We start from the raw sequence: 17151 nt of genomic DNA on the forward strand, positions 1-17151 counted from the left end.
AAACCTCAAAATACCATGAAGAAACCTACTATTTTAAAAGCAGTTTTAGTTGTATTATTCCTAATACAGAGTTCTATTTCTGTAGCGCAGAATGTAGTGGCTTACAATTCAAATACGTCTTCGTACTTGAATACTGATCCTACTTTGTTAGGTCAATCAATTGCAAAGCATAACTTAAAAAGTTTTGTAAAGAGCGATAAGATATCAAAAAAAATAGTAGCTGCAGTCGACATAAATCCCGTGATAAAATACGCGCAACTGCCTTACGCAGGTCAGGTTGCTGTTTGCCCTAATAACAATAAATTGTTACCCAAATTGTTTTTATGTGGTGGAACTGATTCGAGGTTAATTAAGACAGGAATAAAAGATGCAAAATCTATTATTTGGGAACGTTTTATTTCTGGAGGAAGTTGTATAACGGTTTCTAATAGTGATTGTGCTAATGAATCTGCTGCAGTAACTTGTTGGGAAAAAGTGGCAATAGGGGAAGATTATTTAGCTAATTCGGCAGGACAATTTCGTGTTAAAATAATAGACAAAACAGATACACAATATGTTTATTTTTTTAATGTATATCAAAATACGTTAATACCTACAGCTACTACCAAAAGTGATATTGTAAAATACGACATAGCTTGTACAATTAACGGTAAAATTACTGTTGGAGGATTTGGTAGTGGGTATGAATATAGTTTTTCTACTACTGGTTCTCCTGGAACATGGCAAAACAGCAATATTTTTACAACGAGCACACCAGGTGTTTACACGGCATTTATTAGAATCAAAGAAATTGTAGGATCTTGCGAATTCAAAGTTTTAAATCTTGAGATTAAAAGTCTTGATTTTTCAGTAGCTACAGAAATTATTTCACCAAAATGCAGTGGTGCACTAGGAAGTATCAGAGTAATTTCTAGTGATGTTAAACAACAATACAAATACAAAATTACAAAACCAGATTTTACAGATTCATCTAACTTAACAGAAGCTTCGGAGTATATATTTACGGGTTTAGCTTCAGGTACTTATAATGTTGAGACCACTGTTGTAGGTTCAAACTGTATGGTAGATTCTAAAACTGTTATTATTGCTGCTGCTCCAAATGTTATCAAAGCTTCTGCGAGAATTTCAGAGGAGTTAACGGCTTGTAACGATACTGGTATTATACTGTTAGAAAATTTAAGTGGAGGAACTAAACCTTATACCTATTCGGTGAGTATTGATGGAGCTGCATTTGTCAATAATGGTACAAATAAAAGTATTATTACATCAAAATCGGGTATTTATACTATTCGTGTCACTGATGCAAATGGATGTTTCATTGACACAAAGGTTACAGTTCCTGTTGTTGACAAGCCTATTTATACCGTTACTAAATCCGAAGGTAGTTGCAGCAATCCGAACGGTACAATAAAAGTTACAATAATTGATGCTAAAGGTTATAATATTCAAACTAGAATTAATGACGAAAATTATATAACTGTTGATGGATACATTGAATATCCAAATCGTGCGCCAGAAAACTACATAATAAGGGTTCAGTACAGAAAGGGTGACAAGGGTAATTATTGCATTGATACAGACATTCCTATTTCAATAGGATTAACGACAGCCTTAACCGCGTCTGCTGGTGTAGCAGAATTATCGGGTTGTGGCCCAGCAGGAAAAGAACTTCAAGGTAAAGTTAGAATTACCAATGCTGAAGGTGGGGTTCCTATTGCCGGAGCCAATCCTTACTTATATAGTTATGATGGAATGAAAACGTGGACAACTTCAAAAGAAGCTTATGTTGATCCTGGAACACATGTTTTTTACGTCAAAGACGCTAATTGTGAGATTCCATTAGATAAAGTTATTCTAGCCGAAAAGCCGGGCGCTCCAACAATTAAAGTAGACAACCCTGCTTTTAATTGTGATGGGACGGCAACGACTACCGTAACAGTAACGAACGACGTAAATTCTCAATTTAAATATGAGTATTATTTAGATGGAGTTCTCAACACCAATATCCCTACTAATATTTTTAAAAACGTTAGTCAAGGAGATCATACGATTACAGTAAGTTATAATGTGGTAAGTGTTCCTACGGAGAGTGTTTTATTGAGAGAAACATTTGGCTCGGGACCCGATGTCAGTTCGCCGGGTATTAATGCTGCATTTTGCTGGGAGAGACAAGTAGAAGCAACAAAATGTAACGGAAATAAATTATTTGGAAATGGTGAATACACGGTAACGAATTCATTAAAAAACAATCCCTATAGTGGATGGCATAATCCTATAGATAATACAAGTAAGGGTAAAGATCCAAATGGAAGATATCTGGCTGTAGATGCTGGAGAAGCAATTCCTAATAATGCAGTGCTTTATAGAAAGACCATAAAAGACATTATTCCCAATCAACCTGTTAAAGTAACATTTGTAGCAACAAATTTATTGAAAATAGGAAATAATCAACCGGATGCATCACTTACTGTCGAATTGCAAGATGCGAATGGAGTAGTGCTGCCAGGGCCTCCTCAATCTACTGGAGGTATTCCCAAAACAAACGGTTGGGTAGAATATACAAAAACAGTAAACCCTGGCAATAATACAACATTGGATTTTGTATTGCGACTGGAACTTTCTCAAGTTAACGGTATTGATTTTGCAGTAGACGATATAGTAGTTACTCAAATGCCAAAATCATGTAATACCACTGCTAATTTTCCCCTAGTTATTGACGGTAGTAAAGCTTTCGCAGCTAGTATTACGGGTTACAAAAATGTACAGTGTAACGGTGAGCAAAATGGAGAAATAACTTTATCTGCTAAAAATTTTGATCCCGTAAAAGGTTTTCAATATCAAGTTGATGGTGGTAATTGGATAACGGTAATTCCTTCACCAGCGAAATCTCCAACTACTGGGAGTGTTACTTTGCAAAACTTAGGTAGTAAAGTATATGACATTAATATTCGTTATGACGATACAGGCGTGAGTTGTAATTTTCCTCTTAAACAAGAAATAAAAAACCCACCTGTTTTAACAATTAAAGCGGAGGTTACCACGAAAGCAACTTGTATTTTTGGAGCTACTATAACTGCTAAAGCAGAGGGAGGAACGCCAGGATATGCGTATGAATTGCGAGAAGCTAATGGTACAACATTAGTGCAGCCTTTTCAGGATTCTGGAATATTCACTAACGTAGCAGTAGGAGATTACACAGTTATTGCAAAAGATTTAAATTCATGTCAGTCTGCGGTTCTTGCAGAAGTAAAAGTGGTTGCTGCAGTTGCACCAGTTGCTGTATTTGAACCTTCAAATTTGTGTTTTGATTCTACAGCAGAATTTAAAATAAAAGTAACTGGAGGTGTAGGTCCTTATACTTATACCACAATATATAATGGTGGAACAAAAAGTAATCCAAGTGTTACTTTTGTTGGACCCATTCTTACGTATACTGTAAATAATGCAGGAAAGTACGAATTTGAAATTACCGATAGCTACGGTTGTAAAACGAATGTACTAACTGAAACAATTAGTGCTAAATTAGTTACGGTAACTCCGGTTACAACTCCTTTAGATTGTGATGTGGCACCAGCTAATGAAGCTGTTATTACAGGAACAATTACAGGCGGTAAAGCACCATTTACGGTAACGCTTACTTCCGGTTCAAATTTAGGGACATTAGTTCAGCCTACTGCTGTTACAACTACTGATGAAAGAATATTTACCTATTCTACTGCAGTTTCAGGTAATTACAAATTTAAGATTACTGATGCCAATAATTGTACAACAACAAGCGAAGCTACTATTGCGGCCTTAAATCCTATTACTTTAGGATCTACAGATATAAATCCTAAATGTAATGGTGATTCGAATGGATCTGTAACATTGATACCAGGTGGCGGATCAGGAGTTTATACGTATAGTAAAGATGGAGTTCTTTATGATAATACTATTCTTTATACTGGATTGAAAGCTGGAATAGAATATACTTTTTATGTTAAAGATGGTAATGGTTGTACTAAGAGTAAAAAAGTTACATTAGTAGATCCTGCAGTAATAGTAGCTTCTGCAAATCTTCCTGTACAAACCTGTACTAAATCTACGGTTGTTACTGCTTCTGGAAGTGGTGGTGCAGGATTAGTAACTACAGATTATACGTATAGTTTTGATGGTGGTGAATATAAAACCACAAATACTTACACAGCAACCAAAACAGCAACTGGTTACGATCTTACTTATTCTGTAAAAGATGCTAATGGCTGTACAAAAGATAATAAAATAACAATACCAGCTTACAATCCGCCAACTGGCATTACTTTTTCAACACCAGCAGCAATAAGTTGTAAAGCGGGTTCTACTACAACTAGTGTTACATTAACACCAAATAACGGCACTGGAGTTGCTCCATTTACTTATAAAATTGTTTCTGGACCAGGAACTGCAACTTCAAATGTGAGTGGATTAAATGATGGTACATTCACAGGTTTAGTATCGGGAGATTATACTTTTGAGATAAAAGATGCTAATGGTTGTCCCAAACAAGCGTCTAAAACTATTGCAGAAGGAATTAAAATTAAAGTTTCAGGAGTAAAAACAGACGAAAAATGTTTTAATGCTAAAAATGGTACTGCCACGTTTACCATTACGGAACCTAGTAGTTTAGGTAATTTTACTTATGTATTGAGTCCAACTGTTCCTGCGGGTCAAATTCTGCAGACAGATAATGAAGTTAAAGTTACAGGATTGGGAACTGGTAGCTATACCTTAACAGTTACGGATAAAACAACGGGTTGTTCTCAAACTTCAAATGCAGTAGTGGTTGCTGCTGCAACACAAATTCTCATTAACACCGTTACTGCAACAAATGTAAGTTGTAATAAGTCGGAGTCTACTATTGAGGTTACTGCCACTGGTGGAATAAAGAATTACAAATATGCGTATGTTGTAAAAGGAGCTTCAGAACCTTTAGCAGGAGATTTTGCAATTACAAATACTACTATTAATACGGGTGCTAATCAAACTAGTTTAGATTGGGATGTATATGTTATGGATCAGAATGGTTGTATTGCTGGACCTTTTAATAAAGTAATTACCAGAGATGCATCACCATCAACAAAAACACCGGCTCCAGCGGTACTATGTTTTGTTGCAGGACCACCAATGCCACTAGATGTATCTACATTATTTAATTTAGGTACAGGAACGCATAAGTACACTGTAAATGGTACAGGCATTACAGGAACTAACTATAATATTAAAGCAAGTGGAACTTATACCATAATAGCAACAGATGCTAACAATTGTTCGGCAACGGCAACCTATATCGTAAAACCAGAGGTGACTATTTTAGCTACTCGTGTTAAAGATTTAGATTGTATTAGTGATGGAATAATTAGTTTTGTAGTATCAGAAGGTTCTAAAACTTATAGTTCTTATGAAGTACAACTTAACGGAACAAGTCCTTGGACACCAGTAGACTCACCGTTTGATGTTGACGAAGCGGGTAATTACCAAATTAGAGTTACGGATAACGCAGGATGTACTGCGGTTTCCAATATTATTGAAATATCACCTGTAACAGCACCTACTTTTGTAAGTAAAAAAACTAATATTAGTTGTTCTGGAGGTTCTAATGGAGTGATTACAATCACGAATCCAACCGGATTAGCACCATTTACTTATTCCATCAAAAAAGGGGTAAGTGTAGTTGCTTTTTCTACTATTGCTAATGGTATAACGGCTACTGCCTTAACGGCAGGAACTTATGATGTTGTAATGAAAGACAGTAAAAATTGTACTTTTAGCGAGTCAATTACTTTATCTGAACCAACTCAATTAGTAACAACTGCTAAAGTAACTACACCGCTTTCTTGTGGTGCTCTTAATGCAACTCAAGATGCAATTATTACAGTTACTGTTCCTACTACAGGAACTGGTCCTTATAAATATAGTTTTAACGGAGGAGCATTCGATACCTCAAATACCTATGCTATTGGAGTTGCTGGAAATGTAACGGTACAAGTGCAAGATAGTAATATGTGTACTTTGGCAGCTGTCATCACTGTTCCTGTTGCTGCTCTTAACATCCCTAAGTTAGCATTAATTACAGGAACGACTCTTTACTGTGCACCTCTTACTAGTACCACAAGTACCGTTCAGGTTAGCACAATAGCAGGTACTGGAGTTGCACCACTTTCTTATACGTTAGTTTCTGGTCCATCAGCTGGAACCACTACGGCAACGATAGGTGAATTTAAGGATCTTATTGCGGGAACTTATGTGTTTAAAGTTACGGATGACAACGGTTGTACAGATACACAATCCTATACCGTAAAATCACTAGTTAACATAAATGCAGTTGTAGCATCGCAAATAGATGTAGAATGCAATGGAGACGCTACAGGTTCCGCAAAAATCACGGTTTCAGGATTTACAGGAACCTATACGGCTACTTTAATTTCTGGAACAGGAACAATAACTCCGATAGGAGCTACAACTAATACGACCATTGATGTAACGGGATTAGTACAAGGAGCGTATACTTTAAGAGTACTTGATAATGTTACGGGTTGTAGTAAAGATGTTACATTTACCATTGCTGAGCCAACGGCTGTAACATTAACATTAAAATCTAATAAAAATGCGAATTGTAATACTCCTTTAGCGACTGTAACCGTAACCGCTGCTGGTGGTACATCACCTTACAGTTATGCTTTTATAAACACTACAGGAAATCCTGCTGCGGGAGATTATATTTTAGATAAGAACAAAACAGATCTAGATCCGGCAATTCCTACTTGGTATGTATGGGTAAAAGACGCTAACGGATGCGAAAAGCAATTAGCAACACCAGTTACAATCGTAAAAGATCCTGCGGCTGCAATTAATGTTCCTGCACAACAATGTTTTAGTGGTAGTCCTTTTACGATTACACTTACAGGCACTGGTACTGGAACTTTAAAATATTCTGTAAATGGGATACCTATAACAGGAAACACCTACAGTATTACTGCAGCGGGTACCTATAAATTGGGAGTTGTAGACGCTAATAATTGTGATGATTTTGTAAACTATACGGTTGACAAACAAATTTTTGCTACTTCATTCCTAGATAAAGATATCACTTGTGTTGCACCAATTGATGCATCTATTACAGTAAATGTAACAAACGGAACAGGACCGTATTCGTACCAAATTTATAATGGTCTAGCAACTGTTGGATCAGTGGTAACGGGAATAGCGACTACTACTTTTACAAAAACTTTTGCAACTCCTGGAAATTATAGTTTCCTTGTTAGGGATAGCAAAGGATGTCCAGTACAAACGAATCCGCAATTGGTTACTGCTACGGTTATTCCTGTAATAACTTCTGTTGTTCAGCCAATCAACAAAATGATCTTATGTCACGATGAAGAAACGGCAGAGATTGTGGTTACGTACGATAATACAATCGGAACAGCTCCTTTCATTATTAATGTAAAAAATGATACAACGGGTAAAGATTATGGGGAACAAACAACTGGTCTAAAAGCAGGTGTTTACACGATAACCCTTACTGATGCTAGAGGATGTGCAACTACTAGCACAATTACTATTGGTGAACCTACAGCTATTGTAATAGATGCTGTTGCAGATCCAATCACTTGTAATGCATTAGGGGTTTCTAAAGGTTCAGTTACAATCAATGGTGTAACTGGAGGAACAGCTCCTTATGATTATTTTATTACAGGTAAATTTTATATTAATGAAGCATTAGGTGAAACGGGAGGAACTGTCGTATTTAATGTTGTAGATCCAGGGATTTACCAAGTTATCGTTAAGGATGCAAATGGTTGTACGGCAATTGTGGCAGATTTGAAAGTGGCTTCGGATGTAAAAGATCTTGATATATCGGTAGTATTGCCTCCGGCCAATTGTACAACTGGTGGTTCAGCCACTGTTGCGGTGGGAGCACTTTCAACTAATATTACGGGTAATGGACCTTTCTTTTTCCAGATTTATACGGGTCAACCACAAGTTTATCCTACAGATGGAGTTTGGTTGCCAGAATCGAGCACCGGAAGTAAAAATGCTACGTTTACCGATTTAACACCTGGAGTTTCCTATTCATTTGTGGTTTATGATAGTATAACGGGTTGCTATTTTACAAGTCCTTCTACAACACCAATTCCATCCAATTCTACACTAGTAGCAGCTGTTTCTGGGTTTAATAACGTGGCTTGTAAAGGAGATGCAAACGGGAATGTTGCTTTTAGTGTAACTAGTTCATATGCGGTTAGCACTCCAATTACTTACGAAATATTTGAGGCTACAACTAAAGCATCAACTTTAATAACTGGAATAGAAACTGTACCTGCAAACGGAAATATATCGTTTGTAAATATTGGTCCATTACCAATTGGTGCGTATTATATATTAATCAAAGAGGATCTAGGCGGCTCAAATGCAGGTTGTAGTGTTGCAACAGCTAACTTTAACATCACAGAATCTTTAGAATTACTAACCGTTACAGCTTCGAACACTAAAAAAGTTAACTGTAATGCTAATTCCGGAGTGATTACGGCTAGTGCCCAAAGAGGTACTGGACCATATAAGTACCAGTATTTATTGGCTACAGCGACTCCTCCTACAGGTTCAAGTTTATTATGGATTGATAGCACTACTTATAAAACAAGTGTAACAGGTAATTATATTGTATATGCTAAAGATGCTTATGGATGTATTCAAAGTACTCCAGTAACTGTTGATCCAGAAATAGCGCCTGCAATTGCAGCTATTACACCGGCTTCATTATGTTATACAGGAACAGCCATCGCTGTAACTGTTACAGCAGATGCTACAACAATTTTACCAGTTACGTACAGCGTAAATCAAGGTGCGATTATAGGTGGGTATTCAAATAATAATGTATTTAATCTGACACCAGGTACTTACACACTGAATATCAAAGACGGGTATGGCTGTATTGCTTCGGCGCCATTTACGGTTAAAGAGCAATTAACACTTAATCCTATTGCAATTAAGAAAGTAGATTGTAAGACAGCAGCTCCTAATGGTGGAATCACTGTGAAAGCGGATGGCGGTAATACCGTTCTTCCAGCGACTTATACTTATTCTATTACAGCTGGTCCTACTATAAATTCAACTGGAGCAGCAACAGGAATCTTTACTGATTTAGCAGATGGAAATTATACTTTTGAAGTATCTGATGGTACGTGTACGGCTACAACTACCGCTACAATTGATGCATTAGTACCAATTGTTCCTACAGCAGCAGCAGGTATTCCTTTATGTGTGGGTCAAGCCACAACTGTAGTAATTAATGCGACAGGAGGAACAGGAACTTATACTTATCAAAAAGGAGCTGCTCCTACATTACCAACTGAAACTAATAATGAATTTAATCAAACAGCAGCAGAAGGTGAAGTAACCTATTATATAAAAGATGCTAATGATTGTGTTGAAACAATTAAGGTTACTGTAACAGATCCAACGCCAATTGCGACACTAACAATTGTGGTAGATCAAATGAGGTGTGGAGGAGGAAATGATCCTATAGAGGCAACGATTACGGTTACTACATCAGGTGGTACAAATGATTTTCTTTATAGTTTTGATAATGGAGGCAGTTATTCCTCTAATAATATTCGTAAAACAACTGCAGCAGGAACTTATGAAATCATTGTAAAAGATAGTAATGGCTGTACAACAGCTATGATTCCTATAGTTATTGATGCATTAGATCCTCCAAAAATTACTGGATTTGTGCCTACTCAAATGACTTGTCCTGCATTGACAAGAGATGTCAAAATTAATTATTCTAACGGTATTGGTACCGTTACTTATACCTTGGTTTCTGGTCCATCTTTCCCTAATAACACGGGAGATACTACTGGAACTTATTTAGGATTGTTAGCAGGTGATTATATGTTTAGAGTTACCGACAGCAAAGGATGTAGTACTGATGAAGAATTATATACAGTACAAAAATTGCCAGCGCTTCAATTAGTGCCAAATGTTGTATCTAATGTAAAATGCAAAGGCGGAGCTACAGGAAAAGCTACTTTTACGGCAAGTTCAACAACCGCTCCAGGTGCTTTTACTTTTGCTGTAGCAACAAATCCAGTTGGGTTACCAGTAATATCAAGTAAATTGGGTGATGTAATTACTTTAGAGGATTTAGCGATTGGTACTTATGATGTTACTATAAGAGACAATACAACAACTTGTGAAATAACAAAATCGGTTACTATCACTCAACCAGATTTAGATTTGTCTATAAATGCTGTACCAAGTAATGTGAGTTGTGATAAACCTATTTCTCAAATTACGATGTCACCGTTAGGAGGTACTCCGAATTACAAATATGCTATTGTTCCACCAGGATTTTCTGGAGCTATAATTTTCTCTGATGTTACTACTATAGATACGTCAACATTAACAAATGGGATAGCAACACCTTTAGGAATGACTTGGGCTGTTGAGGTACACGTACAAGATGCAAATCTATGTACAGCAATGATACCTATTACGATTACTAAAGATGATACACCAACAGTTTCGGTTCCAACATTAGCCTCAAACCAATGTACTGCATCAGGAAATTATACTTTTGTAGCTACAGGAACGGGTGTTTTACCACTAAGTTTTAGCATCAACGGAACTGATTTCTTTACTAGTACAGGTACGACGTATACGTTTACAGTTCCTGCACCAACGGGAGCATCACAAGCTTATACGGTTACTGTTAAGGATGGCAATGGTTGTATTGCAACTAGCGCTACCACAATTACTGTATACAAACCGTTACAATTAGCGGTTACTCAAGTTAAGGATCTTACTTGCGCTCCTGCAGCAACAACTGCTGGTGAATTTACTTTTAGTGCTACTGATGGGAATAATGCAAGTTATACCTTTGCAGTAAGTATTAATAGTGCACCGTTTGCAACAATTACTTCGCCTTATACGAATAGCACTATTGGAACATATGTTTTCCAAGTTACCGATGCAAACAATTGTACGGTGCAAAGTGACCCATTTGAAGTTACTATTCCAATAAATCCAGCAATTGCTTCAACTGTTATTAGTTCACCAATAGAATGTTTTGGTGGAACGGCAACATTGACAGTAAATGTTGACTTGTCAAAAGGAGTGGCACCTTATACTTTTGTATTATCAGGAGCAACTAATAACACCGGTGATTCATCAGGAATTTATACTGGTTTAGTAGCAGGTTCTTATAGTGTGGTTGTTACCGATGCTAAAGGATGTAGTTCTGTGGCGGCAACGCAAGTAATTAATAATCCACCATTATTAACTACAACAGCAACACAGTCAATTAATACTACTTGTAGTAGTGAGACAGTAATTACCGTTGTTGGAGCTGGTGGAACACCTACGGGAGTTTTAACAGGTTATTATTACAACTTCAACTCAATAGGGTATGATAGTGATAATACATTTTCTGTCAATGACGATGGAGCAATCCAAACGATAATTTATACGGTAAAAGATGCTAATGGTTGTGAGACAGCGCCTAAAACAATAACTGTTGATCCTTTAAACAAACCAACAGATTTAGCTTTTGATGCTACACCAATTCTTTGTTCTCCAATTGTAGATCAAACGAGTACGGTTACAGTAACGGCTACAAACGGAGTTGGCGCGTTGAAATTTGAAATTATTGAAATTGATGGTGTACCGCTAGCGACTCCTACTGTAGTTAATACAACCGGAGCTGCTGACCCAGCGATTTTCGCAGGATTACTTGCTGGTGATTATACTTTTAAAGTAACAGATGCTAATGGTTGTTCGTACCAAGAACTTACCACTGTAGACGATGGTATTAAAATAGCCGTTAGTGGAGAAGTAGTAGGTGTTGCTTGTAAGGGTGAAGCGAACGGAAAAATTACTTTTAAAGTTTCTGATTTTGGAGCGACAGGATTTACTGCGACTTATACTGGACCAACAGGAGGTACCACAACTGTAGTAGGAACGGACACAATTGAATTAACCAATCTTATAGCAGGTACTTACGGAATAAAAGTGGTAGACAATACCACTCTATGTGAGGCTACTGTTAGTATAGAAGTAGAAGAACCTGTTGTTTTAGATGTTAATTATGTGACAATTAAAAATGCCAATTGTAATAGAGGTTTTGAAATAAAAGCAACGGCTTTTGATGGTACACCGGGATATACTTATGCTTTTGTAAAAGCTGGAGATACAAAAGTATATGATGTTTATGATACAGCGATTTTAGATCCTGCATTCACTTGGACACTTTGGGCAAAAGACGCTCACGGTTGTGAAGTTTCTATGCCAATAGTGATTGTTGAAGATCCAATGCCAACTGTAACTGCAACCACTAGCCAATGTGCTAGTCCTTATACAATCACTGCTGTAGGAGCATCGGGTGTAGCCCCATATGAATACTGTTTAGACGGTAATACATGGCAACTGAACAACAATATATTAACTGTTCAAACAACAGGAAATCATACTGTTTATGTTAGAGACGCCAACAAATGTGTGGTGACAGAAACGGTAACTATATTAGAACCGTTACAATTACTTTACGAACTTACTACTACTCCAACTTGTACAGACGCAGATGGCGTAGTAACCTTGACGGCTTCTGGAGGGACATTAGTGGCAAGTTATGAATACAGTATTGACGGAGCTCCTTATGTTTCATCAAATGTATTTACAAATTTAGCGCCAAACACTTATATTTTTACCGTTATAGATACAGGTACAAACTGTACAAAAGAGGTTGAAGTTATCATTGAAAATCCGAATCAAATTATCAATTTTAGTTTGGCTAAAACGGATGTAATTTGCAACGGAGATAGCAATGGAACTATTACGGTAAACATGGATACTGCAACAACAACAGTAAACAACAATCCGGTTTATACGTACGATATTAGCCCTAATGTAGGAACGTTAGTTGGAAACGTATTTAAAAATCTTCCGCAAGGAAATTATACGATAACAGTAACTTCAGGAAGAGGATGTTCAGAGTCTAAAAATGAAACAGTACTTGAACCAGCTCCACTAGTTGTTGTAGCACCAACTGTATCAGAGTACGGTTGTGCAACAGGAAACGGAACTAATGATGCGACCATTAGTGTACCATTGCCAACTGGAGGTTCAAACGTTTATACGGTATATGAATTTTTAAGAAATGGAAATCCTATCCCAGTTCAAAGAGGTGATAATCCTATTTATAGAGAAACTGATTTACTAGGAGGTACTTATCTAATCAATGTATACGATGATAAAGGATGTTTAGGTACTACTACCGCAACGATCAATGCATTTGTAGGAATTGATTTTGCTACAACAGAGAATATCACAGTAACCAAAGCAATTACATGTATTGATACCGAAGATATTCAGGTTAATGTTGTCTTTACAAGCGGTGCAGCAGTTCCTCTTGATTACACAATTGAAGGAACAGCAACTAATGCAATTGCATATCCAACGCAAACAAATACTAACGGTATATTCACAAATTTAACTGTTGGTAGTTATGCAATTACTGTTGCAAATCCTATCACAGGATGTAGCATAAAAGCGATTCATTATGTAAATGAACCCAACACATTTAATATTGTAGCAAGCAACGTTCAAAATGTTATTTGTTATGGTTCAGCTACCGGAAGTGCAGTATTGACTTTTGTTGACAATCAAACGGATCCTACTGATGATGCAGGACCTTTTGAATATACTATTACGGGACCAAATGGTAGTACTCCAGTACAAACAACAGCAGGAGTTTCAATTACGATTCCGAATTTACCAGCAGGAGTTTATAATGTAAAAGCTAAATTAGTAAATACTCCAAGTTGTGAGGTCGAAACAAACTTTACAATTGCAGGGCCTACAGCGGAATTGGAAATTTTTGTAACAGCTACGCCTATAACTTGCGATCCAGGCGATGATGGAACAATTTCAGTAACGGCAGATGGCGGATGGTCAGGTATTTACCAATACGAGTTGGTAGGTCCTGTAAGTGTTCCTTATTCTGATCAGTTCTATTTTGAAAACTTGATTCCAGGAACGTATACAGTAAATGTTAAAGATGCAGGTGGCTGTATTGATACAGAAACAGTTATTCTAAAAAATCCAGATCCAATTGTGGTTACGGCAAGTGCTACCGCAACTACGCTAGCTTGTAACGGATCTTTCGATGGAGAAATAGTTGTCGCTCTTCCAACGGGAGGTCAAGGGACAAATTATGCTTACATTTTAAATTATGTGTCAGCTAATCCGATGTTTTCTTCTACACCACAAAGTAGTCCTGTATTTTCAGGTTTAGGTGCTGGAACGTACAGCGTAACTGTTGTTGATGGTTTAAATTGTGTGTCACAACCTACAGCGAATATTGTAATTGGAGAACCAACTAAGGTAGAGCCAACATTATCTCTTGAAACTGGAGTGACTTGTCTGACACAGGCAACATTAACGTTAAGCGCTACTGGCGGAAAAGGACCATATGAATACAGTGAAGATCAAAATTTTGTAATAGTTTCAGGTTCTTTTGTTTCTGAAGTAACTTTTTCTGTGGGCTTAGGAGATCACCAGTATTATGTTAGAGATGCAAATAATTGTGTGAGTTTTATCTCAAACAATGTAACTATAAATGCATTAACGCCTTTAGATCTTAATTTAGATTTAAGTAATGCAGACGTTAAATGTACAGGTTCTGCGTCAGGAGTTATAGACGCGAGTGCTGTGGGTGGTTTAGGAAACTATTTGTACACTTTATTAGATGCTAGTAAAGTTGCAATTAGACCTACACAATCAACTGGTTATTTTGATTTGCTTCTTGCAGGCACGTACATCGTTCGTGTAGACAGTGGAGATTGTCAATTCGATAGCGGTGTAGTTACAATTGCTGAACCGTTGCTAGCATTGACTGTTACGCCGCTTATTACGAATGTTACGTGTAACTCAAACAAAGATGGTAAAATTACAATCGATGCTTCTGGAGGAACAGGTGCTATTTCGTACGCAATTTCTCCGAATTTAAATCAATTTTTTGAAGGCAATAGTGCTACTGGACATGTCTTTGATAATTTGAGAGCGGGCAACTATGAAGTATTAGTTACAGATGAGAACGGCTGTTTTGTTTCACTTAAAAACATCACAATCACAGAGCCAGACGACTTAATCGCTACAATTATACCTAATTCTATTAGAGAGGAAGTTTGTCAAGGTGATAACGATGGAGCATTTAGTATTGATATTGAAGGAGGAACTGCTCCATACCAAATTAGTTTGGATAATTTCAAAGGAGTGTATACAACAGTAACTACTCTTCCTTATGACTTTACCGGATTATCTGGGGGTAAACATACAGTTTATGTTAAAGATGCTTTAAACTGTACTACTGAAGTAGAAATTGAATTTGAGGCGGCAGTAATACTAAATCCTAAAGCAGTGGTTACATACGACTGTGTTAACAATGCGTCTGCAAATGTTGTAACGATTACAATTGATGATAGTAATGATCCAGCAGATGTAGATTATGATTTAGACGGTGCAGGCGTTTTCCAACCAAGTGGTATATTTACAAATGTTGCCCCAGGTAAACATTTTGTAATAGCAAGACACAGTAATGGTTGTGAAAAACGTACAATTGAATTTGAAGTGATTGCAGTTGCTCCATTAACGCTTACATTAAGTGATGGTCAATTAAACCAAATTGTGGCTACTGCTACAGGTGGAAGTGGAGAGTATGAGTACAGCTTTAATTCAGAGTCATTTACAAGCAGTTCAAATTACGTTTATTATAAATCAGACGTGTACACGGTAACTGTGAGAGACAAAAACGGATGTACTGCAACAGCTTCAAGACAATTTGATTATGTTGATGTGTGTATTCCTAATTATTTCACGCCAAATGGTGATGGAAACCAAGATACTTGGGGACCTGGATGCTCAATCAATTACACTGATTTAGTATATACGATTTTCGACCGTTACGGACGTGAAATTGCTAAATACCGTTTCGGACAAAAATGGGATGGAACGTACAAAGGAGCAGCATTACCAACAGGAGATTACTGGTATGTTGTTAAATTAAACAACCCAAAAGACGATCGCGAATTCGTAGGTCACTTTACATTATACAGATAACTTTTAATTCCCAAATCGACTGTTGTCTATTAAAAAGAATACCATGAAAAAAAGATTTTTAGCACTATTACTCTTGGCCGCTAGTTACGGTTACGGCCAAGAGTTAAATTTACCTACGTTTACGCAATATCTTGCAGACAATCCATTTGTGGTGTCGCCTGCTTATGCTGGTATTGGCGATAATCTTAGAATACGTGTAAATGGGTTGACGCAATGGGTTGGTGTCAAAGATGCACCCGAAAACCAGTCCGTTTTTGCCGATTTTAGAGTGTTAGATCGTTCGGGAGTTGGACTGTCCTTTTACAATGATAAAAACGGATACACCCGCCAAACGGGAGCCAAAGTTTCGTTTGCACATCACTTGGTTTTAGATTACTATTCCAAACAATATTTGTCGTTTGGTCTTTCGTATAACTTCAATAGTTTTAAGATTGATATTAATGAGTTTGATCCAAATTACGAAAATCCAGTACTTGATCCAGCAATTACCAACAACCGGTATACCTCAAACAATAACTTTGATGTGAGTGCTTTGTATCGTAATAAAGGATTTTATGCTGCCTTAACTGCCAGTAATATTTTAACTAAAGACATTGATAAGTTTTCGGGTATTGAACCAAATTTGCTTCAGAATTATCAATTGTATACGGGATTAATCATCAAAGGTCAAAATTATGATGAGTTCGAACCCTCTGCATACATTCAGTATTTTGCAAGCGACGGTCGTTCAAGTACTGACATCAACTTTAAGTACCGAAAGTTCAACCGCTACGATGATTATTATTGGATAGGGGCGTCGTATCGTTTCTTAAATGATCAACCCATGAAACCGCTTAATGTAGGTCCAATGGTTGGTTTTGCGAAATCTAAATTCTATTTTGGGTATTCGTATCAAGTAACGGTCAATGATTTTGTGTCGTACAATAGTGGTACGCACATGATTACATTAGGTTTTGATTTCTTACAGTCGATAAGTAACTGTCCGTGTACGCAAGGGCCAGTTCACGATTAATTTTAATA

2 protein-coding genes are annotated in these 17151 nt (G+C 37.0%); both read left to right on the forward strand.

Annotated features, from left to right (window positions below; all coding sequences use genetic code 11):
- Positions 1–15: 15 nt before the first annotated feature.
- Positions 16–16131: a T9SS type B sorting domain-containing protein gene (locus AP058_RS14075; protein WP_066312239.1), complete on the forward strand. Its 16116-nt coding sequence runs from the start codon at positions 16–18 to the stop codon at positions 16129–16131.
- Positions 16132–16174: 43 nt separating this feature from the next.
- Positions 16175–17143 (forward strand): type IX secretion system membrane protein PorP/SprF, encoded by a 969-nt coding sequence (locus tag AP058_RS14080; protein ID WP_066312241.1) that lies wholly within the window; start codon positions 16175–16177, stop codon positions 17141–17143.
- Positions 17144–17151: the final 8 nt, after the last annotated feature.

This window comes from Flavobacterium sp. TAB 87 (assembly GCF_001529295.1).
GTDB lineage: Bacteria > Bacteroidota > Bacteroidia > Flavobacteriales > Flavobacteriaceae > Flavobacterium.